Genomic DNA, 22373 nt, shown 5'->3' with positions numbered 1-22373 from the left:
AAAGAGAATAGCTTGTGGGAGGTACATATGAACGATCAAACAAAACAATTATTTCAGTCTTTAACCGAACTTGTAGGACCGCCAGGCTTTGAGCATGATGTTCGAGCTTTCGTTAAAAAAGAATTATCGAAACATACCGACGAAATTATTCAAGATAAATTAGGCAGCACGTTTGGTGTTTTACGTGGAAATGAAGAGGGTCCAAGAGTAATGGTAGCTGGGCACATGGATGAAGTAGGGTTCATGGTGACATCAATCAATGAAAAAGGACTAATTAAATTTCAAACATTAGGTGGCTGGTGGTCGCAAGTTCTTCTTGCGCAACGCGTACAAATTATGTCGGATAAAGGACCAATTATTGGGGTGATTGGCTCAACCCCTCCTCATTTGCTGCAAGATTCACAGCGCTCAAAGCCAATGCCAATTGAAGAAATGTACATTGATATTGGAGCTGATGATCGAGACGATTGTCTATCATTAGGCATCAAGCCTGGACAACCAATCGTTCCTGAATGTCCGTTTACTCCTATGGCGAACCAAAAAAAAATTATGGCAAAAGCTTGGGACAATCGTTACGGTGTTGGTCTAGCCATTGAATTGTTAAAAGAGCTAAAAGGAGAAACTGTACCAAACGTGCTCTTCTCTGGTGCAACCGTACAAGAAGAAGTCGGCTTAAGAGGAGCGGCAACAGCGGCACATATGATTCAACCTGATTTAAGCTATGTGCTTGATGCAAGTCCAGCTAATGATGCAACTGGTGGAAAAGATGCATTTGGTCATTTAGGTAAAGGCGCGTTAGTTCGAATTCATGACCGCACAATGATTACACATAAAGGGATGCGGGATTTTGTACTTGATACGGCTGAAGCAAATAATATTCCGTATCAATTCTTCATCTCACCAGGTGGTACGGATGCAGGGCGCATTCATACGTCTGGGGATGGTGTTCCTTCTGCTGTTATTGGCGTATGTGCGCGGTATATTCATACGTCTTCATCGATTCTACATGTTGATGACTATGCTGCGGCAAAAGAACTGTTAGTAAAACTTGTTCGTTCCACTGATAAGTCAACGTATGAAAGTTTAACGTCATACGTATGATGACGCTAGCGGTAGGGACAAAAAATCCTGCAAAAGTTCATGCTGTTAAAGATGTGCTTATTAAAGAAGCCATTGTCATCTCTGCAATTGCATCTGCTTCAGGAGTAAGGGATCAACCCTTATCAAGTGAAGAAACACGAAAAGGGGCATTAAATCGAGCTGAACGTGCAAGACAAGCGGAGGACGCCGATTTAGGAATTGGCCTTGAAGGTGGCGTGATGCTCGTCAAAGGCATATATTATATCTGCAATTGGGGTGTTTTAGTGACCCGCGATGGTCGCATTTACCCAGCTTCAGGTTTAAGTTTGCCGTTACCTAAAGTATATAATGATTCGTTAGAGTCAGGGGTGGAGCTCTCTCACATTATTGGAAATGAAATTGGGAAAAAAGATGGAGCAATTGGATTGTTAACAAATGGTCGTGTAACGCGTAAACAAATGTTTTCACAGCTTGTAGCGAGTTGTTACGGCATGTATGAGTTTGAACAGCGTTCCACACTCCATTAAACATGAACCGCAGCTTTTCTTTAGAGCTTGTCACAGACAAAAAACGACTGATCCTATTTAGGATCGGTCGTTTTTGTTCGATCTTCATCCGAACTTTTTACTGTTCTGCAAAAATATAGCCTAACGTTTGTACCGCTTGTTCAGGTGTCTCGACCACCACTTGAGCTTTATTTGATAATTCTTTAAGGGCGTGATGAAGTTTTTCTGGCCGAATTAGAATGACGGGGATGCCGGCCTCAATGGCCCTTGATGCATCCATAGCAGTATTCCATTGCTTGTACTCCTCACCAAATAAAGCGATGACAACATCTGATTTTTTCATAAGAATTTGCGTTCGTAAATTGTTTATACTTGATGCAGCTTCATCTGTGTAAATGTTTGTTGGTTGTTCTCCTAAAATCATTTCACCAATTTTGTCACTTTTATCATGATTTTCCATTGGCCCGTAAAAGTTTACAGGTAAATCGTTTTTCTTTGCTAAATCTTTTATTGTGTCGCGCCAATCTGAATGAATTTCGCCAGCTAAGTACACATTTAGTTCCATTGTAAAACTCCTTTTCATTTCTTTAGTTTCTATGATAATGGTTATCCTATATGCAGAAAAGTAAACCTACTTAAATTGTCTTGTCACATGAAAAGACATGTCGTATTCTTAAAGAAGACAAGATTAATTTTTGGAGTGTGAGACATGAAAGCTTTTTTAGAGAAAAAAGGTGTTCAACCGTCATTACGTACCTATTTTATTAAAGCGATGGGACAAATGACGTTTGGTTTATTTGCGACATTAATTATTGGTATTATTATTCGAACAATCGGAGAACAAATTCAAATTGAGCAGATAATTGAACTTGGTCAATTTACGATGGACCTATACGGGGCAGCGATTGGCGCTGCTGTTGCTCTCGCGCTTGGTGCGCCTAATTTCGTCGTACTAGCAACAATTGTCTGCGGTGCTGCAGGTGCTTTTTATGGAGGACCTGCCGGGAGTTTTTTAGCAGTTATAGTAGGAGCGGAGATAGGAAAAATCGTTGCAGGAGAAACAAAAATTGATATTCTCGTTACACCGATTGCGACAATTGTTTCCGGCTATAGCGTTGCGCTTCTTTTAGGTGCACCAATCCAGTTTTTAATGGTGTCGATTGGTGACGCAATTACGTGGGCGACGACTCAACAACCACTTATTATGAGTAGCGTTGTAGCGGTTCTAATGGGTTGGGCATTAACTGCGCCTATTTCTAGTGCCGCCATAGCAATTATGCTTGATGTACAAGGGCCTGTCGCTGCGGCTGCTGCAATTGGTTGTGCAGGGCAAATGGTCGGTTTTGCGGTTGCTAGTTATCGAGACAATCGAGTAAGCGGGTTACTTTCAATTGGCATTGGTACATCCATGCTGCTAGTGCCACATATTATTCGAAATCCTCGCATTCTCATTCCGCCAACAGTGGCAAGTTTAGTTGCTGCCCCAGTTGGAACAATGGTCTTCGGTTTAATAAATAATGCAGCTGGCGCTGGAATGGGAACGAGTGGGCTAGTCGGACCGATTATGACTTTTACAGAAATGGGCTTTACTTGGTTGATTTTCACTCAAGTTGTAGTATGCTATGTAGGAATACCAGCGGTCGTCGCGCTCATCGTGTCTGAGTGGATGAGAAAAAAAGGCTGGATCAAACAGAACGACATGAATCTTTTAGAAGGCTAAGATGGGGTGTATACGATGGAACATGTAGCAAGTGTTGAAGAATTTAACAAAATTAAAGAATCGGAGACAGCGGTCTTTCTATTCTCAGCTGATTGGTGTCCAGATTGCCGAGTGATTGAGCCGTTTCTACCTCGACTGGAAGTAGATTACCCAACCTTTACGTTTTATTATGTGGACCGAGACAAACTTATCGATGTTTGTATCGCTCATGATGTGTTTGGAATACCAAGCTTCCTTGCTTTTTCAAACGGTGAAGAATTAGCACGATTTGTTTCTAAAGACCGTAAGACAGAAGAAGAAATTCAAACATTTTTAACTGAAGCAGAAGCAAAAGTAGGCTAGGAGGTGAAATCAACCTCCTAGCTTTTTAGTTTTTAGTCGATTCGTGTTAAACTAAAGTACGAATAAGGAGGGTTAACGTTGAATCTTCAAACCTTTAGAAAACAAATCGAAGACAAATTACAACACGATGGCTGGACCATCCGTTATGACCATAAAGAGAGTACGTTACGTGTAGAAGATCCATCCATTAACAAAGGTGTAACGTTAGCGCTTAAACCATTATTAGCGCGATGGGAACGAAAAGAGTACGATTCGATTGAAGAAGCGATTCGCCATGTACGAGTTGGGCTTATGTCAATGAAAGAAAGCGTCGCGCTCGATGGAAAAGAAAAGCATATTTTCCCTGTTATTCGGGCTGCATCTTTTCCAGAAGAAACGTCAGACGGAAAAAAGCTCATCTTTGACGAACACACGGCAGAAACAAGAATTTATTATGCGCTCGATCTAGGTGAAACGTACACGTTAATCGATGAAGCTCGTTTAGCGGACAGCTCTCTAGGGTTAAAAGAATTAAAAGAGATGGCGATGTTTAACATTCGTTCATTAGAGTGTCCGGTGAAGCAAGATGAGGTAGCTGGAAATACGTTTTATTTTGTAAGTGCAAACGATGGCTATGATGCAAGTCGCGTCCTTGATCAATCATTCCTTGAAAAAATGGAACAAAAGGTTAAAGGGGAGCTAGCGATCGCAATTCCTCATCAAGATTCACTAATCTTCGCAGATATCCAAAATCACACCGGTTATGACGTTTTAGGACAAATGGCCTTGCAATTTTTCCGAAATGGACGAATTCCGGTTACCGCACTTCCTTTTGCTGTTGAAAGAGGAGAACTTGAACCTGTTTTTATCTTAGCGCAAAAAAAGCCTAAAGACCGATAGTCCAAGTTTGATTAATGAAGTATACTAGAAACGCTACGCTTACGTGTGGCAAGAGGAGCAGACGATGAACGCATTTTATAACAAAAAAGGAATTGGCGATGTCTTATTGCTTGTTAAGGAACAGGCTTCCATTGATGACCGTCTTGTTGAACAGTATGGAGACTTTGTCCAAATAAAAAATCGAACAACAGGTGCACTAGCTGGTATTAACGTGCTACATGCATCGAATTATGGCGAAGTAGACGGGGAAGGCGCTATTGAATTAACGGAAGATATTGAAGCGCTCGTACAAAAAGCTGCATCAGAGAATGGACAAACCATTAATTTTAATTTTGAGCAAAAGCCACTATTTGTTGTGGGGTATGTAGAGAGTTGTGAACAGCATCCGAATGCTGATAAACTATCCGTTTGCCAAGTGGATCTTGGTGTTGAGAAATCACAGATTGTGTGTGGAGCACCGAATATTGCTGCAGGACAAAAAGTCGTTGTGGCAAAGGTTGGTGCCATTATGCCTAGTGGGTTAGTTATTAAAGAAGCGAAACTACGTGGAGAAGCGTCCCATGGAATGATATGTTCTGCAAAAGAACTAGGGTTAAAAGATGCTCCTGCTGAAAAAGGCATTCTTGTATTGTCAGATGACAAACAAATTGGATCTGCATATTTATAATTGTTAATAAGGCTGGCTCTTTTTAAGAATGCCAGCTTTTTTACTTCAGGTGGTGAAATCATGAATTTTTTGAACAAATGGTTCAATTACTTCAAAGGACAAGAGGATGAGAATCGAGAAGAACCAATACATACATCCACTCATTCAGAGGAAGATGTAAAACGTCCAAAGCAGACCGATCAAAAGCCAGTTGAAGAGTTAGAAGATGCTAGAATGACGTTTTACTATGGCTATTCGTATCAAAATCAAGGGAATGACGAAGTACAAAAGGAAAAGAACCAAGTAGCTAAAGCAATTGAGACGAACCATCAAAAGAAACCTTCAACGTTAAGAACTGGAACGCCATCTCGTGAGTCAACGTATTTTCAAGGAACGTTTAAGCCGACAACCATTCCCTCGCCTGTACACGGGATTCAAAAAAACATGGTGAGTGATAATAGCGACTATAATTGGCTATTACGCAACACGAGACACGCACAGAAAAACTTTATTGAGCGTATGAACGAAAAAGATGATTCAATGTCAAACGATCATGAACAAACAAGTGAGTCCGTTCAGCTTTTACAAACCGCTGAAAAACAACCTACAGTTGAAGAAGCTCGATCAGCGCTTGCTTCTTTAAAAGAGGAACGTGTAGCTGACAAAGAATCTGAAAATCAAGCTGAGGAGCCGATCATTGTTCCAATTTCTGAAGAGACATTGGAAGATAATGAGAAGCAACCTGAACTGGAAATGGAGCCGAACATTGAGGCAGACGTTGTCGTCTCAAAAGATGAAGGTAAACCATCCACTGAAGCATCCATTCAAGAGGAGCCTGAAACAGCGGTCATTGCTGAAGAAGCGTTCACGCCAGATGTGGTGGAGCCGATGGACGAAGGCAACACGCGCTTAGAAGAAAATGAAGTAGTTCAATCGCATAAAGAGGCCTCTATAAAAAGTACTCCCAAGCCATCGGAAAAAAAGGAGATTCCTTTTAATGTTTTAATGCTGCCAACAGATCGACGAAAGAAACAGCAGCATTCGCGACAGGCTGAGCGAGTGGATCACTATGATGCGCCGCCTCTTAAACTGCTTCATTATCCTGAGAGAACAACAGACGATGATAGCGCTTGGCTAGATGAACAAGCTACATTGCTCGAGGAAACATTGCTTAGCTTTCACGTTGATGCCAAAGTGGTGAATCGGACAAAAGGTCCAGCTGTCACGCGGTTTGAAATTCAACCAGCAAAAGGTGTAAAGGTGAACAAGATTACAAATTTAACAGACGACATTAAGCTGTCTTTAGCTGCAAAAGATATTCGAATTGAAGCGCCAATTCCAGGGAAAAATGCAATCGGAATTGAAGTACCAAATCGAACGTCTACGCCAGTTATGCTTAGGGAAATTTTGCGAAGAGATGTGTTTCGTACGCCATCCTCTCCGCTTACGGCAGCTTTAGGTCTTGATATATCTGGAAATCCAGTTGTGACTGATTTAAAAAAAATGCCTCACGGTTTAGTGGCAGGTGCAACGGGTTCAGGTAAAAGTGTATGTATCAACTCCATTTTAATTAGCTTATTGTACAAAGCTTCACCTGAAGAATTAAAACTGTTGCTCGTTGATCCTAAAATGGTGGAATTAGCGCCTTATCACGATGTGCCACATTTATTAGCGCCTGTTATTACAGATCCAAAGCAAGCGACTGCATCGTTAAAATGGGTTGTCCAAGAGATGGAGAGGCGCTATGAGCTCTTTAGTAAGACCCGTGTACGTGATATCGAGAAGTACAACGAAAGACATGAAAAGCTTCCTTATATTCTTGTAGTTATTGATGAACTAGCTGATTTGATGATGGTATCCCCTCAAGACGTAGAAGATGCCATTTGTCGTATCGCTCAAAAAGCGCGTGCATGCGGCATTCATTTACTATTAGCAACCCAAAGACCATCTGTAGATGTTATTACAGGGTTAATAAAAGCGAACATCCCAACAAGAATTGCTTTTTCTGTTTCGTCACAAACCGATTCACGAACCATTCTTGATATGGGCGGTGCAGAACGGTTATTAGGAAGAGGCGACATGCTGTTCCATGAAAATGGTGCAGCGAAGCCGGTTCGCGTTCAAGGTACATTTGTATCTGATGACGAAATTGAAGCGGTAATCGACTACGCAAAAAAACAAGGATCGCCGAACTATGCGTTTGAAAGTGAAGCAATAGAGAAAGCGTTTGAACAAACAGAGCAAGAAGATGAGTTGTTAGAAGATGCGTGTTATTTTGTCGTGGAACAAGGAAGTGGTTCTGCTTCAAGTATTCAACGCCGCTTTCGAGTTGGATACAATCGAGCCGCTCGACTCGTGGACATGATGGAAGCAAGAGGCGTTATTTCTGGTGCGATGGGAAGTAAGCCAAGAACGGTGTTAGTAACGGAAGATCAGCTAAATCAAACGTTCCATTCAAAGTCAGATCTAGCTTGAACTTGAGAAAATGGCAAAACTTATATATGATATGTAATGGAAAGTGATGGATTGTATAGTGAATGACCGGACCATTTATAGGTTATCGCATATACTAAACATTATTAACGGAAATTTAGCGATTGGATCGGCACCTAGAAACGAACCTAGGGCTTAGATTGGAGGCTTTATCAGTGACAACCTACCATTTTACCGGAATTAAAGGCTCTGGTATGAGTGCGTTAGCGCAAATATTAGATGATATGAAAGAAGACGTTCAAGGCTCAGATATTACTGAAGCCATTTTTACTCAAAAACCTCTTGAGAAAAAAGGTATCCCGCTTCTTCCTTTTTCTGCGGATAATATTAAAGAACAGCAGCATGTCATTATGTCCGCTGCGTATGGAGAAAACCATGAAGAGATTGTTCGTGCACGAGAACTTGGCTTAAAAGTAGATGTGTACCCAGAATTTTTAGGGTCGTTTATTTCGCAATTTACAAGCGTAGCAATTACAGGATCCCATGGAAAAACATCAACAACAGGTTTACTTGCTCACGTCATCGGGTCAATAAAGCCAACTTCTTATTTAATTGGAGACGGCACAGGGAAAGGTACGACTGATTCCAACTACTTTGTATTTGAAGCGTGTGAATACCGTCGTCATTTCTTAAACTATTCACCTGACTATTGCATTATGACGAACATTGATTTTGACCACCCAGATTATTTTAAAAGCGTAGACGATGTCATTTCTGCATTTGAAGAAATGGCTCGTCAAGTCAAAAAAGCGATTATTGCGTGTGGGGACGATCAGCATTTGCAGGAGCTTAAAGCCAATGTACCAATTCTTTATTATGGCTTAAGTGAAGATAATGATTTCCAAGCGCGAGACATTAAAAGCACGTCAGAAGGAACATCTTTTGATGCGTACATCCGTGGGGATCGATACGGAACGTTTTTAATACCAGGTTATGGCGATCATAACGTGAAAAATGCACTCGCCATCATTACGTTGTGTCATTATGAAGGCTTACAGTATGAAGACGTTGCGAAACATTTAAAAACATTTGCAGGTGTGAAGAGGCGCTTCAGTGAAAAAGTATTTGGTTCGCAAATTTTAATTGATGACTATGCACATCATCCCACTGAAATTGCGGCGACCATTGAAGCAACGAAAAAGAAATACAAAGACCGTAAAGTAACGGCAATCTTTCAGCCACACACATTTACTCGTACAAAAGCATTCTTACAAGAGTTCGCTGATGCCCTAAGTCAAGCTGATACTGTTTATCTCTGTGACATTTTCGGTTCTGCAAGAGAAGATCAAGGCTCGCTAACCATTGAGCAACTACAACAATTAATTGACGGCAGCCACTTAATGCATGAATCAAAAATTGAACAACTGCAGGTCCATGAGCATGAAGTATTATTGTTTATGGGGGCTGGGGATATCCAAAAATATCAAAAAGCTTATGAAATAAGTCAGAAAAAAAGCAGCTAATGCATAGTTCTTACTAAAAAAGGGTATAAGAAGATAACTAGAACAGTTCTAGTTATCTTCTTTCTTTTTGTAAGATAAACAATTGCTAGCAGGAGATCGATGGGAAATGTCGAATTTGTTTTTTGCAGCCCTCTATTTGAATCTTTTGTTTTAAGATTGTAGAATTGGGTAAAGAATTGAGGAGGGGGTATGCTTAGTGGAAGCTTTGTTATACATAAGTGTCTTTATTATAGCTGTAGCGATTGCACTTTTTGTTATTTACGTAATAAAAACACTAAAATCAACAACAAAGACATTAGAACAAACATCTGCAACGATTAAATCGTTGGAAGGTCAGATGAAAGGCATTACAGCTGAATCCGAAGCTTTGCTTCAAAAAACAAATGCTTTAGCTGACGATGTTCAGCGAAAATCAGATTCACTACAGGTGTTATTTGATTCATCGAAAGACTTGGGAGAATCATTAAAAACCATTAATCAATCGGTGAGACAAGTAACGACGAAAGTTAATGCCGAAACCAGTCGAAATGCTGAAACAGTTTCGCAAGCCGTTCAATGGGGCCAAGCTGTTTTAGATTTCTATACAAAGTTTAAGCAACGAAAACAACAATTAGATCAAAATCAATCCAAGGAGGAGTTTTAACATGGGAGATATGAATACGAAAGATTTTTTAATTGGTACACTAGTAGGTGGAATCGTTGGAGCGACTACAGCTCTTTTTCTAGCACCAAAATCAGGTAAAGAATTACGTAGCGATATTAGTGAGCAAGCTTATAATGCAAAAGAAAAAACGGCTCAACTAACAAACGACGTTTATGAAAAAGGAAACGAGTGGGCAGACCTTGCAAAAGAAAAGTCTACAAACATAGCAAAGACGGTTTCTGATCAATCTCAACAAGTGGTTGATAAAGTGAAGGATCTAAGTTCTTCTGCAAAAGACGAAGCTGAGAATCAAATGGAAGAAGCGAAAAGCTTAGCAAAAGATTTAAAAGAAGATGCTGAAGAAGCAGGGAAAAATATTTCTGAAACTGTAAAAAGCGAAGTAAAAGACGCTGAGAAAAAAGCAAAATCATCAGCTAAGAAATAATGTGATCGAATAGAGTCTTTTCATTAAATTAATGGAAAGGCTCTTATTTTTTATGATGAGGATAAGGAACTCGATGTTTGAGAAGCGAAGATGAGCGGTCTTAATCAATTATTAAACACAGTATGTTTACTTTAGTGCACAAAAGCGTTTAAGTAATAAAGAAAAAAACCGTGACTTTTTTTGATCTCTTCGTTATAATAGACAGAATAAATTAAAGATGTATGGGAGAGGTGGAGAGAAATGAGTCACGAACAGTTAGATGACTTAAGAGATCAATTAGACAGAGTAAACTTGGACTTGTTAGAACAAATTAACAAGCGAGCTCAGTTAGTAAAAGAAATTGGAGAAGTGAAAAGACAGCAAGGGATTGCGCGTTTTGACCCTGTCCGAGAGCGAAAAATGCTCGACCACATTGCTGAACATAATAGTGGGCCATTTGAAACGACAACCCTTCAGCACTTATTTAAACAAATTTTTAAAGCTAGTCTAGAACTTCAAGAAGAAGACAATAGCAAAGCGCTTCTTGTATCTAGAAAGAGGCATCCGGATAATACGACCGTCGCTGTAAAAGGGGAGACGATTGGTGATGGGAAACAGCGTTTCGTGTTTGGTCCTTGTGCAGTTGAAAGCTACGAACAAGTATTAGCTGTTGCAAAAGAAATGAAGAAGCGTGGTCAGCGTCTCCTTCGAGGTGGGGCATTTAAACCAAGAACGTCTCCTTATGATTTCCAAGGTCTTGGTCTAGACGGATTAAAAATCTTAAAGCGTGTAGCAGATGAACTTGATATGGCTGTAGTTAGTGAGATTGTGACTCCTAAAGATATTGAAGTAGCACTTGATTACGTAGATGTCATTCAGATTGGTGCACGTAATATGCAGAACTTCGAATTATTAAAAACTGCTGGATCTGTGAAAAAACCAGTTTTACTGAAACGTGGTTTATCGGCTACCATTGAAGAATTTATTCATGCTGCTGAATATGTTGTCTCAAAAGGGAACGACCAAATCATGCTTTGTGAAAGAGGTATTCGAACGTACGAAAAAGCGACTCGAAATACACTCGATATTTCGGCAGTACCAATTTTAAAACAAGAAACACATTTACCTGTTATGGTTGATGTTACCCACTCTACAGGAAGAAAAGACTTACTCCTTCCAACTGCAAAAGCAGCACTGGCTATTGGTGCAGATGCAGTGATGGCAGAAGTTCATCCAGACCCTGCAGTGGCGCTATCTGATTCTGCACAGCAAATGAATTTTGACGAATTCCATTCATTTATGAATGATCTTGAATCGTCTGGTTTAATTAAACAAGCAGTAAATCAAGCCTAAACATTCAATAGACACTTCCATTCATGTGAATGGGAGTGTTTTTTGTTCTACGTTTTTCGTGTTTAAATTTACGTGAAAGCGGGCACATTAATAATGGTATTGATAAATCTGTTTTCCATAAAAAAGAAAACTGTTTTTCATTTATGAAAATTTTTGTGAACACGTGCTTATTTATTGCACTAAATCTTTGTTTATCGTATCCTTATAAGAAATAAGCTTGAAAAACAGAGTTAATGAACTTAATAATACACATTTTTATGAGAGCGAAAAGGAGGATAACTGCTGAACGCTAGCAGGAATAACATATGAATACAACAATTTATGATGTAGCAAGAGAAGCAGGGGTTTCAATGGCAACTGTATCAAGAGTTGTGAACGGGAATCCGAACGTAAAACCAACAACACGAAAAAAAGTATTAGAAGCCATTGAACGTTTAGGCTATCGTCCAAATGCTGTGGCAAGAGGGCTAGCTAGCAAACGAACAACAACGGTCGGTGTGATTATTCCAGATATATCAAGTATCTTTTTCTCAGAGCTTGCTCGAGGGATTGAAGATATTGCAACAATGTACAAATATAACATCATCTTATGTAACTCTGACCAAAATAAAGATAAAGAGATTCACTTGATTAATACGCTTTTAGAGAAGCAAGTTGATGGAATTGTCTTTATGGGTGGCGAGATTACAGACGAGCATGCGGAGCAATTTAAACGTTCTCCTGTCCCTATTGTGTTAGCTGCCACATTAGATAGCGAGAAATCGTTCCCTTCTGTCAATATTGATTATACAAAAGCAGCTGAAGATGTTATTCAGTATTTAATTGATAAGGGGCATGAGCGTATTGGCATGCTGAGTGGGTCTTTAGAAGATCCGATAAATGGCTATCAAAAATTTGCAGGGTATCGAAATGCGCTCGAAAAGAATAATATCGAATTTGATGAAGATTTAATTGTCATTGGGGACTATTCGTATGATTCTGGGATTGAAGCAATGGATTCATTTGTAGAAGTAAGCAAAAAGCCGACGGCTATTTTTGCATCTAATGACGAAATGGCTCTTGGCGTCATTCATGGGATTCAAGATAAAGGCTTAAACGTACCTGGTGATTACGAGGTCGTTGGCTTTGACAATACGAGACTTGCGACAATGGTTCGACCAACTCTTTCAACAGTTGTTCAGCCGCTTTATGACATCGGTGCTGTGTCAATGCGCCTCTTAACGAAATTAATGAATAAAGAAGAAGTATCTGAGTCCACTGTTACGTTGCCTCACCGAATTGAAAGCAGAGATTCAACGAAATAAATGGCTTTTTGAAACATTCCCTCACTGTGCTTATGTACAGTGGGGATTTTTTTGTTTAGAAAGAAATGATTTAAAAACGAATCAACTAAGTCATTTTCGCATCATTTCAAGCAGTTGTTAAAAAATGATTCTTGATGTTTTCTGTACGTACGGGCTTTTTCTTCTTGGCATAGGTTTTGCATGTGTTCTTGTAAGATGTGACCAGAAGGAGAGATGAAATGGTTGAAGCTGTTATCGTGTCAGCCGTACGCACACCTATCGCACGTTTTGGAGGAAGTCTTGCAAAAATGGAGCCCCATGAGTTTGGCGCCATTGTTTTGAAGGAGGCGTTAAAGCGTGCTGAAGTGGATGGAAATGAAGTGGAAGATGTAGTGTTTGGAAATTGTTTAGCAGGTGGGGGAAATATGGCGAGAGTAAGCTTACTGCAAGCTGGTTTACCTGTTGAGGTTGCCGGCTTAACAGTGGATCGTCAGTGTGGATCAGGCATTAATAGTGTCGCCCTTGCTTGTGATCGTGTCCTGTTAAATGAACAGCAGATTTACGTTGCTGGTGGCACCGAGAGTATGACACGTTCTCCTTATTTAATGGCCCCCCAACAAAAACCGTTTGATCGTGTTCCACCTTTGTTTATTAAACGAAGATTATCACCTGATTCAATTGGCGATCCTCCAATGGGGCTGACGGCAGAAAATATAGCAGAATTTTACAAGCTTTCTAGGCAAGAGCAAGATCAATATGCGCTTCAAAGTCAGATGCGGATGGCTCATGCAATGGAAACCGGTTTGTTTGAAGAACAAATCATTTCATTACAAGTTCCTTCTAAAACAGGGATGACTGTATTCAAAGAAGATGAGCATCCACGACCAGACTCAAACATTGAACGTTTAAGTCAATTAAACCCAGTGTTTAAGCAAAATGGAACGGTAACAGCAGGAAATGCTTCTGGTGTGAACGATGGAGCTGCTGCATTAGTTGTGATGTCAGCAACGCAAGCTAAGCAAAGAAGCTTAAAGCCATTAGCAAAAATCGTCAATTGGGTCGTAGCAGGTGTTCATCCAAGTATGATGGGAATGGGTCCTGTTCCAGCCATTCAAAAATTACTTAAAAAGACGAATTTGTCAATAGCAGACATTGACTTAGTCGAAATAAATGAAGCTTTTGCAGCTCAAGTACTTGCATGTAAAAACGAGTTAAACATTGATATGGATAAATTAAATGTCAATGGAGGGGCAATTGCGCATGGTCATCCGATTGCGGCAACTGGAACCATGCTTATCACAAAACTTTGCTATGAGATGCAAAGAAGGGGAGCTAAAAACGGAATTGTAAGCGCTTGCGTTGGGGGAGGGCAAGGCATTGCAATTTTATTAGAGTCTGTGTAGACAAAGACGTTTTCAAAATGAAGAAAGGATGTGATGGTGTGGATAAAAACGACTTCCGATATGAGGATGTTGCGATTCCAGACATTTCTCTTTCCACTCTGTTTGAAACAGCTGTTCAAGCGTATTCCCAGAACATAGCCCTCACATTTTATGGACGGACTTATCGCTATGATGAACTTTATCAACAAGTTTTATGCGTCGCAAATGGATTAGCTGAAGACGGTGTAAAGCAAGGGGATCGGGTGGCGTTAATGTTACCGAATATGCCAGCATACCCCATTAGTTACTTTGCTATTATGTACCTTGGTGCAAGTGTCGTTCAAATTAATCCAATGTATCGACCGAACGAACTGCTCTATATTTTACAGGATGCAAAGGTATGTGCCATGATCTTGCATGAATCCTTGCAACCTGTCTTTGCTGAAATAAAAGGGGATAGTCAAGTTAAGCGGGTGTACACGACATCTTTTGAGAGGCCTGCAAGCTTCGATCGCTTACTTAAAAGCACACCAATTCAACAAAAAAGTGCGGTTGTTCGTCCAAAAGAAGATGTAGCAGTGATTCAATATACAGGAGGAACGACTGGTCGATCAAAAGGCGCATTGCTGACCCATTTTAATCTTGTTGCGAACGCCTATCAGTCCTCGGTCACAATGAATATGGATGTGGAGGAAGAAATTGTTTTAACCGCGATTCCTCTGTTTCACGTTTATGGCATGACGAGTGCTATGACAACAAGTTTTCTTCGTGGTAGTACGATTTTATTGTTATCTAAGTTTGATGTAGCTGAAATGGCAAAAGTGATTGAAACTGAACGACCGACTAGTTTTCCAGGTGTGCCGACTATGTATATGGCGCTTATCCAGTATGCGAACAAATATGGAAGTGATTTCTCCTCTATACAGCGTTGCACAAGTGGATCGGCTCCTCTACCGGTAGAAATGATTTATAAATGGAAAGAGTTAACTGGGGCAGATGTGTTAGAGGGATACGGCCTGTCAGAGTCGTCTCCAGTCACACACCGCAATCCCTATAAAGGTGTGCAAAAGCCTGGCAGTATTGGCATTACAGTGTCCAATACTGAAGCGAAAATTGTTGATATTGAAACAGGGGAAAGAGAGCTAGCAAATGATGAAGTAGGTGAGCTCATTATAAAGGGCCCACAAGTGATGAAAGGGTATCTCGGTATGGAAGTGGAGACTGGTCAAACATTGCGGAACGACTGGCTGTACACAGGTGACTTAGCGAAACGAGATGAAGATGGCTACTTTTATATTGTAGGAAGAAAAAAAGAGCTCATTATTGCAAGCGGTTACAATGTGTACCCAATTGAGGTAGAAAAAGTTCTTTATCAATTACAGGATGTCGTAGAGGCAGCGGTAGTTGGGATACCAGACGCATACAGAGGAGAGACTGTCAAAGCGTTTATTGTGAAAAAAGAAGGCAGTTTACTTTCAGAGTCAGAAGTGCTCAATCATTGTTGCTTGTACTTATCACCCTATAAAGTTCCAAAATTTATTCAGTTTGAAGAGGCTTTCCCGAAGACTGCTGTAGGAAAAATTTTAAAACGAAGGCTGGTTGAAGAAGTCAATCCATAAGAGAAGGAGCCCATAAATGGACGTATTACTCCAACAAATTGTTAATGGTTTAACGGTCGGAAGTGTTTATAGTTTAGTGGCTTTAGGGTTAACCCTCGTCTATGGAATCCTACACATCCCGAACTTTGCCCATGGTGCTCTTTACATGGTCGGTGGCTATATTACATTGCTTTCAATGACTTCGCTTGGTGTCCCATATTTTGTCGCGATGTTTATCGCCATTTTGGTTGTAGGCGTATTGGCGATGATGATGCAAAGGCTTGTTTTTCATCCCTTGCGTCATTCGCCACCCATTCATGACAAGATAGCAGCTATTGGTGTTCTTTTATTTTTAGAAGCACTTGTTCAACTCATATGGGGAGCAGAATATCGATCTGTTACAACACCCTTTACCGAGGTCATCTCCATTCTAGGCATTACCGTCACGCAACAACGGATTCTAATCATCTTTGCTGCGGTCATTGTCATGATCCTACTTCAGCTCTTTTTGAAAAAGACGAAAACGGGATCTGCTATTGTCGCAATGTCGCAAAATCGCGAAGGTGCATTTCTAGTCGGAGTGAATGCGAATAAAGTCGCCCTGTTAACATTTTTTATCTCAGGTGCATTAGCCGCTGTCGCTGCCTCCATTGCATCGCCTATAAATCTTGTGTATCCAGGCATGGGTCACCTTGTCATTTTAAAAGCATTCGTCATTATTATTATCGGTGGAATGGGGAGTATTCCTGGTGCAATCGTTGGTGGCTATATTCTCGGAATTACAGAGAGCTTAGGCGCAACCTTTATTTCGAGTACGTATAGCGATTTGATTGCTTTCGTATTGTTAGTGTTTATTTTAACGATGCGTCCGCAAGGGTTATTTGCTAAAAAGGGGGCACATGCAAATGCGTAATGCGAAATCACTCATTCTACCTGGCGTATTCGTTGGCATTGCTCTCTTGTTTCCATTACTGACCTCGAATCAATATTTCATTTATGTGTTAACGATTGCGTTTATTTGGTCAATCGCGGTGTACGGGATGAATATTATTGGAGGCTATACAGGTCAATTATCGCTTGCTCATGCTGGTTTCTTTGCGATAGGGGCCTATTCATTAGGTATTTTAACAGTGGATGTTGGCATGCCGTTTTGGGTCGCGTTTCTAAGTGCAATTGCCATTACAACAACCATTGGTTTACTTGTTGGTTTAGTGGCTTTACGTACAAAAGAACATTTCTTCGCGATTTACACCTTATGTGTTGGCTATATTATCTATTTAGTGATTTATCAGTGGGATGAATTAACTGGAGGGGTGAGAGGCCTAATTGGTATACCTGCTCCAACAGCAATTGGTCCATTTTCGTTTGATAGTGGAACAGGCACCTATTATTTAGTGTTACTGTTCCTTCTGCTTACAATTCTATTTGTAAAAGGCATCGCTACTTCATTGGTAGGCAGAACGTACATGGCAATCCGCAACTCTGAAGATCTTGCGCAAACAATTGGAATTAATACGATGAAGCAAAAATTAATTTCCTTTGTCTTATCGACACTATTAGCAGGTGTCGCAGGGGCTTTATATGCATCGACTGTGCGATTTATTGGTCCAGACCTCTCGTACACCATGATGACATTTGATATGCTCACCTATTTAATCGTCGGTGGAATTGGGACGTTGTTTGGTCCGTTAGTAGGAACGATGTTAATCGTTGTATTAACACAAGGCCTGCAGTTTATGGAAGAGTACCGGATGATTGTATTCGGACCACTACTCGTTCTTTTAGTTATTTTTTATCCAAAAGGAATTGTTGGCGGGGTTCAACAATTTTTACAACGACGTAAAATGCGTAAAATCAAGCAAAAAGCGTATAGCGAGCAAAAGGGGGAGTCCATTTGATCTTAGAAACGAAAGGCTTAACAAAACGATTTGGTGGGCTAACGGCTGTTAATCAAATGGATATCGGAGTAGAGAAAAATAAATTAACCGCCATTATCGGTCCAAATGGAGCAGGCAAATCAACTTTATTTAATTTAATGAGTGGCTATTATCCAGTAAGTCAGGGGCAAGTACTGTATAAAAATGAAGACATCACCAAACGTAAACCTCACCAAGTCGCAAAGCTCGGAATTGCACGCACATTTCAGTCAACAAAGCTTTTTGAAAACGCCACAGTTTTTGATAATCTCATCATCGGAAATCGACTACGGACAAAATCAAATGTACTAGATACGATCTTTCGAACTCCTCGATTAAGAAAAGAAGAGGCCTTATCAAGAAAGAAGGCGGAAGAAGTTTTAGCGTTTGTTGGGTTATTAGATCGAAAAGATCAACTGATTGCTGATATTTCTCAGGAAGCAAAGAAGCGAATTGCGATTGCATTAGCCCTTGCAACGGGACCAGAGATTGTGTTTTTAGATGAACCAGCTGCCGGAGTGAACCCTGAAGAGACAGATGGATTAGCACAATTAATACGAAAAATGATAAACACAGGCCTGACGGTTTGTTTGATTGAGCACAAAATGAAAATGGTTATGGAGTTAGCTGATCATGTCATCGTCATTAATTACGGAAAAAAAATTGCTGAAGGTAAGCCAGAAGACATTCGCCAAAATCCTGCAGTGATTGAAGCGTATTTAGGAGGCGGATCTTAACATGCTTAAGCTTTCAACGATTGCGGTTAAATATGGACAATATGAAGCTCTTAAAGATATTGAAATGATGGTGGAGAAAGGAGAGTTAGTTGTACTGTTAGGTGCCAATGGCGCAGGGAAAAGTACGCTCTTTCGGGCAATCAGTGGATTGACCCCGCTAGAAGAAGGAAGCATTTCGTGGCAAGAAAAAAAGATCTCTGGCTTCTCCCCAAGTCAGCTCGTCAAGCAAGGGATTGTTCATTGTCCTGAAGGGAGAAAGTTATTTTCAGAAATGACGGTACTGGAAAATTTAAAAATGGGTGCTTACGTGATTAAAGAAAAAAAGCAAATGAAGGAATCCCTTGCCTATGTCTATCAACTATTTCCAATCTTGGAAGAAAAAAAAGCAGATCCTGCAGGTTCTCTTAGCGGTGGCCAGCAGCAAATGTTAGCAATTGGGCGTGCCATGATGGCTAAACCCCAGCTTATTTTGTTTGATGAACCATCCATTGGCTTGGCTCCATTAATTGTGGAGCAAGTATTGGACGTGATTAAAACGGTGAATGAAGCTGGAACAACGGTACTTCTAGCGGAACAAAATGCGAATGCGGCTTTAAAAATTGCCGATCGTGGCTATGTGATTGAAAATGGACGCGTCGTATTAGAAGGGACTAAGGCGGAACTTCTCGCTAATGATGATGTTCGAAAAGCGTATATTGGAGCCTAGTAATGAAAGGAGATCAGTCAATGAAAACGAGAATATGGTTAGCGTTAGGCCTAGTAAGTCTCTTCCTAAGCGGGTGCCAAGCAAACGAGGGAGCGGAGGGGGAAATGGAAGGAGATGTAACCACAACAACAATTGAAGGAACCGAAGTGATTCATATCGGTTTCAGTGGACCATTATCGGGTTCTGCTGCCTATTACGGTCAAAATGCGTTAAGTGGGTTAACGATGGCTGTCGATGAAATTAATGAAGCAGGGGGAATTGAAGTCGACGGGGAAACACACTCCTTGAATATTGTCACGCTAGATGACAAATATTTACCGAATGAAACAGGTGCGAATACGCGTAGACTCGTTCAAGAATACGATACACCGATTATTTATGTTCCTCATAGTGGAGGCATCTTTGCAACTCAAGTTTTTAACGAGCAAGAAGAATTTTTATTAGCAGCTTTTTCGAGTGAACCAGATATTACGCAGCAAGACAACGGGTTAACGTATCGTTTGCCACCGACCTATGATCATTACGTGGACCCGTTTGCTTCATACCAAATGGATCGTTTTGGTCCCAAAATAGCGATGCTGCCGACGAATACGCAATATGGTTTGGATTGGGCAGATGAGCTTCGTCCGCATTGGGAAGCGATGGGTGGAGAGATTGTTTACGATGGAACCGTTGATTTCAGTAAAGATACTGATTTTTTTACAATCGTGACAAATGCTTTGCGTGATGATCCAGATGTATTGTTTGTTGGTGGATCATCAGAACCAACAGGTCAAGTGATGAAACAAGCAAGAGAGCTGGGGTTTGAGGGTGGCTTTCTTATTATGGAGCAGGCAAAGCTAGATGAAATTGCGAACGTTTTTAATGGAGATTTAACCGAATTAGAAGGATCGGTTGGCGTCGCTCCTCTTAGCTACAATCGTCATGAAGGCAATGCAGCTTTTATTGATAAATATGAAGAACGATACGATAAAGTACCAGGCTCAGAAGCAGGCTATCATTATTTTTCGATGTATATTTTAACGGAAGCCATAAAAGCCGCTGGAACAGCAACCGATGCCTATGAAATTCGCGCTCATTTAAATGAAGGCTTAAAAGAAGTTCCACCAGAATATCAGCTGTATGATGTTCCGGAAATTGATGAAGGTGGGGGAATGGTTACGGCGTTTACAATGGCAGTTATTGAAGATGGAGAAATTGTATTGACCGTACAAGACTAATAGATGGGGGAATACTAGATGGACTTACGATTAAATGAAGAGCAACGAATGGTTCAACAAACGATACGCCGATTCGTGGAGAAAGAGTTAATGCCGCTCGAAAACGAAGTTCTCCGAAATGAATTAAATGGAAAACCAAGCCTTTCCGAAGAGAAAACGAATGAATTACAGAAAAAAGCAAAGCAGATGGGCTTTTGGGGCATTAATACACCAGAAGAATATGGAGGCGCTAATTTAGGTCAGATGATGCTGGCGCTCTTAACGATGGAGACATCTAAAACATTCGTGCCGTTTAAATTTGGTGGTAGTGCAGACAACATTCTTTACCGAGCGAATGAAACGCAAAAAAAACAATACCTGCTGCCAACCATTAATGGCGACAAGAAATCGTGTTTTGCGATGACTGAGCCAGGTGCAGGATCGGATACACAAAATATTAAAATGACTGCTGTTAAAGACGGGGATGAGTGGGTTTTAAACGGTGAAAAAACGTTCATTACAGGTGGGAATGATGCTGATTTTGTTATGGTGATTGCCGTAACTGATAAAGAAGCCCATGAAGCCAAAGGTCGTCATGGGGTAACATGCTTTATTGTGGATCGATCCATGGGCTGGACATCCCAATATATTCATACGATGGGGGAATGGGGACCAGCTTCATTATTCTTTGAAAACGTTCGCGTACCTGAAGAAAATATTCTAGGCGACTTGCACCGTGGCTACGATTTAGGGCTAGAGTGGATTGGTTTTGCACGTTGGATTGTTGGAGCAAGAGCAGTAGGAGCATCCGAACGGTTGCTAAACATGGCAATTGACTACGCCAACGATCGCACAACCTTTGGAAAACCGATTGCAACACGCCAAGCGATTCAATGGCAAATTGCAGATTCTGCCGTTGAACTGGAAGCAGCGCGCTGGCTCGTTTTAAATGCAGCTTATACACTTGATCTTGGAGAAGATAATCGTCATTTAGCTTCAATCGCTAAACTGTATGGCGCGACAAAAGGAAACGACATTATTGATCGGGTGTTACAAATTCATGGAGGCATGGGGTATACACGAGAATTACCAATTGAGCGCTGGTACCGCGAGGCAAGATTGTGGAGAATCTATGATGGGACAGACGAGATTCAACGGCTCATCATTAGTCGAAATCTATTAAAAGGCCATGTGAAACTTGGAGCACATATATAAAGGGGATGAGAGGATGCAACAATTTCACAAACAAACCGCACTCGTAACAGGTGGAAGTCGTGGAATTGGTAGAGCGGTGGCAGAACGCCTTGCCAACGATGGCGCGAACGTAGCGATTTTTGATGTAAATGAACGTGCGCTAGAAGAAGCGGCTCTCTATTTTGAAAAACGGTCGCTTCATGTTCAAATGATGCACGTTGATGTCACCGACCGAGAGCAAGTGGAGGAAGGGATTGAAGCGATAATCAAGGAATGTGGGACCCTTGATATTGTTGTGAACAATGCCGGGCTTATACGTGACAACATGATGTATAAAATGTCCGATCAAGATTGGGACAGCGTAATGGATGTGCATTTAAAAGGCGCTTTCATCGTTACACAAGCAGCGCAAACCTACATGGTGAAACAACAATTTGGCCGTATTATTAACTTATCGTCAACATCTGCTCTCGGTAATCGGGGTCAAGCAAACTATGCCACAGCAAAAGCTGGTCTACAAGGATTTACGAAGACGTTGGCAATTGAACTTGGTAAATATGGGATAACGGCAAATGCAATTGCACCAGGTTTTATAGAAACGGATATGACCAAATCAACAGCAGACCGTCTCGGTATTTCGTTTGATCAACTAATTGAAGCAAGTGTATCAAACATTCCTGTTGCTCGAAGTGGACAGCCAGAAGACATTGCACAGGCAGTTGCGTTTTTTGCAGATCAACGTTCAGGCTTTGTAAATGGTCAGGTTTTATATGTAGCGGGTGGACCAAAAGCATAAAGGAGGTTCAAGC

22 protein-coding genes are annotated in these 22373 nt (G+C 40.8%); 21 read left to right on the top strand and 1 reads right to left on the bottom strand.

Annotation, left to right across the window (positions count from 1 at the left end; translation table 11 throughout):
• Positions 1-27 precede the first annotated feature (27 nt).
• Both ABC361_RS14360 and ABC361_RS14355 read left to right on the top strand, forming a co-directional pair.
• Complete coding sequence (locus ABC361_RS14360) at positions 28-1101, top strand: M42 family metallopeptidase (RefSeq protein WP_413074591.1); 1074 nt, start codon at positions 28-30, stop codon at positions 1099-1101.
• Positions 1098-1607, top strand: a complete 510-nt coding sequence (locus ABC361_RS14355; RefSeq protein WP_413074590.1) for a DUF84 family protein — start codon at positions 1098-1100, stop codon at positions 1605-1607. The genes ABC361_RS14360 and ABC361_RS14355 overlap by 4 nt, the downstream gene beginning before the upstream one ends.
• Positions 1608-1704: 97 nt before the next feature.
• Here the strand turns inward: ABC361_RS14355 and ABC361_RS14350 are convergent, their stop codons facing one another.
• Positions 1705-2151: a YtoQ family protein gene (locus ABC361_RS14350; protein WP_413074589.1), complete on the bottom strand. Its 447-nt coding sequence runs from the start codon at positions 2149-2151 to the stop codon at positions 1705-1707.
• Positions 2152-2295: 144 nt separating this feature from the next.
• Here ABC361_RS14350 and ABC361_RS14345 point away from each other — a divergent pair, with 144 nt between their 5' ends.
• The 19 genes from ABC361_RS14345 to fabG all read left to right on the top strand — a co-directional run bounded on the left by ABC361_RS14345 (position 2296) and on the right by fabG (position 22360).
• The gene (locus ABC361_RS14345) at positions 2296-3306 is read left to right on the top strand and encodes a PTS sugar transporter subunit IIC (RefSeq protein WP_413074588.1); all 1011 of its coding nucleotides are present in this window, start codon (positions 2296-2298) and stop codon (positions 3304-3306) included.
• 15 nt (positions 3307-3321) lie between these two features.
• Positions 3322-3648 (top strand): thioredoxin family protein, encoded by a 327-nt coding sequence (locus ABC361_RS14340; RefSeq protein WP_413074587.1) that lies wholly within the window; start codon positions 3322-3324, stop codon positions 3646-3648.
• 78 nt (positions 3649-3726) lie between these two features.
• The gene (locus tag ABC361_RS14335) at positions 3727-4527 is read left to right on the top strand and encodes a DUF1444 domain-containing protein (protein WP_413074586.1); all 801 of its coding nucleotides are present in this window, start codon (positions 3727-3729) and stop codon (positions 4525-4527) included.
• A 64-nt stretch (positions 4528-4591) separates the two neighbouring features.
• The gene (gene ytpR / locus ABC361_RS14330; RefSeq protein ID WP_413074585.1) at positions 4592-5194 is read left to right on the top strand and encodes a YtpR family tRNA-binding protein; all 603 of its coding nucleotides are present in this window, start codon (positions 4592-4594) and stop codon (positions 5192-5194) included.
• Positions 5195-5254: 60 nt separating this feature from the next.
• Positions 5255-7648 carry a DNA translocase FtsK gene (locus ABC361_RS14325; RefSeq protein ID WP_413074584.1) on the top strand — a complete coding sequence of 798 codons (2394 nt, stop codon included), beginning with the start codon at positions 5255-5257 and terminating at the stop codon, positions 7646-7648.
• 173 nt (positions 7649-7821) lie between these two features.
• Complete coding sequence (gene murC, locus ABC361_RS14320; protein WP_413074583.1) at positions 7822-9129, top strand: UDP-N-acetylmuramate--L-alanine ligase; 1308 nt, start codon at positions 7822-7824, stop codon at positions 9127-9129.
• 196 nt (positions 9130-9325) lie between these two features.
• On the top strand, positions 9326-9772 hold the full coding sequence (locus ABC361_RS14315) for a DUF948 domain-containing protein (RefSeq protein ID WP_413074582.1): 447 nt from the start codon (positions 9326-9328) through the stop codon (positions 9770-9772).
• 1 nt (position 9773) lies between these two features.
• The gene (locus ABC361_RS14310; RefSeq protein ID WP_413074581.1) at positions 9774-10217 is read left to right on the top strand and encodes a YtxH domain-containing protein; all 444 of its coding nucleotides are present in this window, start codon (positions 9774-9776) and stop codon (positions 10215-10217) included.
• Between the two features lie 240 nt (positions 10218-10457).
• Positions 10458-11549 (top strand): bifunctional 3-deoxy-7-phosphoheptulonate synthase/chorismate mutase, encoded by a 1092-nt coding sequence (locus ABC361_RS14305; protein WP_413074580.1) that lies wholly within the window; start codon positions 10458-10460, stop codon positions 11547-11549.
• Between the two features lie 305 nt (positions 11550-11854).
• A complete protein-coding gene (gene ccpA / locus ABC361_RS14300) occupies positions 11855-12853 on the top strand; it encodes a catabolite control protein A (RefSeq protein ID WP_413074579.1) in 999 nt (332 codons plus the stop codon).
• 218 nt (positions 12854-13071) lie between these two features.
• Positions 13072-14235 carry a thiolase family protein gene (locus ABC361_RS14295; RefSeq protein WP_413074578.1) on the top strand — a complete coding sequence of 388 codons (1164 nt, stop codon included), beginning with the start codon at positions 13072-13074 and terminating at the stop codon, positions 14233-14235.
• Between the two features lie 38 nt (positions 14236-14273).
• Positions 14274-15833 carry a long-chain-fatty-acid--CoA ligase gene (locus tag ABC361_RS14290; protein WP_413074577.1) on the top strand — a complete coding sequence of 520 codons (1560 nt, stop codon included), beginning with the start codon at positions 14274-14276 and terminating at the stop codon, positions 15831-15833.
• 16 nt (positions 15834-15849) lie between these two features.
• Complete coding sequence (locus tag ABC361_RS14285; protein WP_413074576.1) at positions 15850-16725, top strand: branched-chain amino acid ABC transporter permease; 876 nt, start codon at positions 15850-15852, stop codon at positions 16723-16725.
• Positions 16718-17710 carry a branched-chain amino acid ABC transporter permease gene (locus ABC361_RS14280; protein WP_413074575.1) on the top strand — a complete coding sequence of 331 codons (993 nt, stop codon included), beginning with the start codon at positions 16718-16720 and terminating at the stop codon, positions 17708-17710. The genes ABC361_RS14285 and ABC361_RS14280 overlap by 8 nt, the downstream gene beginning before the upstream one ends.
• Positions 17707-18465: an ABC transporter ATP-binding protein gene (locus ABC361_RS14275; RefSeq protein ID WP_413074574.1), complete on the top strand. Its 759-nt coding sequence runs from the start codon at positions 17707-17709 to the stop codon at positions 18463-18465. The genes ABC361_RS14280 and ABC361_RS14275 overlap by 4 nt, the downstream gene beginning before the upstream one ends.
• A gap of 1 nt (position 18466) precedes the next feature.
• The gene (locus tag ABC361_RS14270; protein WP_413074573.1) at positions 18467-19171 is read left to right on the top strand and encodes an ABC transporter ATP-binding protein; all 705 of its coding nucleotides are present in this window, start codon (positions 18467-18469) and stop codon (positions 19169-19171) included.
• Positions 19172-19191: 20 nt separating this feature from the next.
• The gene (locus ABC361_RS14265; RefSeq protein WP_413074572.1) at positions 19192-20391 is read left to right on the top strand and encodes an ABC transporter substrate-binding protein; all 1200 of its coding nucleotides are present in this window, start codon (positions 19192-19194) and stop codon (positions 20389-20391) included.
• An 18-nt stretch (positions 20392-20409) separates the two neighbouring features.
• Positions 20410-21585 carry an acyl-CoA dehydrogenase family protein gene (locus ABC361_RS14260; protein ID WP_413074571.1) on the top strand — a complete coding sequence of 392 codons (1176 nt, stop codon included), beginning with the start codon at positions 20410-20412 and terminating at the stop codon, positions 21583-21585.
• Between the two features lie 13 nt (positions 21586-21598).
• The gene (gene fabG / locus ABC361_RS14255) at positions 21599-22360 is read left to right on the top strand and encodes a 3-oxoacyl-ACP reductase FabG (protein WP_413074570.1); all 762 of its coding nucleotides are present in this window, start codon (positions 21599-21601) and stop codon (positions 22358-22360) included.
• The last annotated feature ends 13 nt before the right edge of the window (positions 22361-22373 follow it).

It is taken from the genome of Shouchella phoenicis, from assembly GCF_047238345.1.
Taxonomy (GTDB): Bacteria; Bacillota; Bacilli; order Bacillales; family Bacillaceae_D; genus Shouchella.
This window is presented reverse-complemented; position numbering and strand designations above follow the sequence as displayed.

Coding starts and splice junctions, on each gene's coding strand:
- ABC361_RS14355 (WP_413074590.1), top strand. CDS start 1,098: ATGATGACGCTAGCGGTAGGGACAAAAAATCCTGCAAAAGTTCATGCT.
- ABC361_RS14270 (WP_413074573.1), top strand. CDS start 18,467: ATGCTTAAGCTTTCAACGATTGCGGTTAAATATGGACAATATGAAGCT.
- ABC361_RS14350 (WP_413074589.1), bottom strand. CDS start 2,151: ATGGAACTAAATGTGTACTTAGCTGGCGAAATTCATTCAGATTGGCGC.
- ABC361_RS14265 (WP_413074572.1), top strand. CDS start 19,192: ATGAAAACGAGAATATGGTTAGCGTTAGGCCTAGTAAGTCTCTTCCTA.
- ABC361_RS14325 (WP_413074584.1), top strand. CDS start 5,255: ATGAATTTTTTGAACAAATGGTTCAATTACTTCAAAGGACAAGAGGAT.
- ABC361_RS14360 (WP_413074591.1), top strand. CDS start 28: ATGAACGATCAAACAAAACAATTATTTCAGTCTTTAACCGAACTTGTA.
- ABC361_RS14345 (WP_413074588.1), top strand. CDS start 2,296: ATGAAAGCTTTTTTAGAGAAAAAAGGTGTTCAACCGTCATTACGTACC.
- ABC361_RS14285 (WP_413074576.1), top strand. CDS start 15,850: ATGGACGTATTACTCCAACAAATTGTTAATGGTTTAACGGTCGGAAGT.
- ABC361_RS14280 (WP_413074575.1), top strand. CDS start 16,718: ATGCGTAATGCGAAATCACTCATTCTACCTGGCGTATTCGTTGGCATT.
- fabG (WP_413074570.1), top strand. CDS start 21,599: ATGCAACAATTTCACAAACAAACCGCACTCGTAACAGGTGGAAGTCGT.
- ytpR (WP_413074585.1), top strand. CDS start 4,592: ATGAACGCATTTTATAACAAAAAAGGAATTGGCGATGTCTTATTGCTT.
- ABC361_RS14305 (WP_413074580.1), top strand. CDS start 10,458: ATGAGTCACGAACAGTTAGATGACTTAAGAGATCAATTAGACAGAGTA.
- ABC361_RS14340 (WP_413074587.1), top strand. CDS start 3,322: ATGGAACATGTAGCAAGTGTTGAAGAATTTAACAAAATTAAAGAATCG.
- ABC361_RS14295 (WP_413074578.1), top strand. CDS start 13,072: ATGGTTGAAGCTGTTATCGTGTCAGCCGTACGCACACCTATCGCACGT.
- ABC361_RS14260 (WP_413074571.1), top strand. CDS start 20,410: ATGGACTTACGATTAAATGAAGAGCAACGAATGGTTCAACAAACGATA.
- ABC361_RS14310 (WP_413074581.1), top strand. CDS start 9,774: ATGGGAGATATGAATACGAAAGATTTTTTAATTGGTACACTAGTAGGT.
- ccpA (WP_413074579.1), top strand. CDS start 11,855: ATGAATACAACAATTTATGATGTAGCAAGAGAAGCAGGGGTTTCAATG.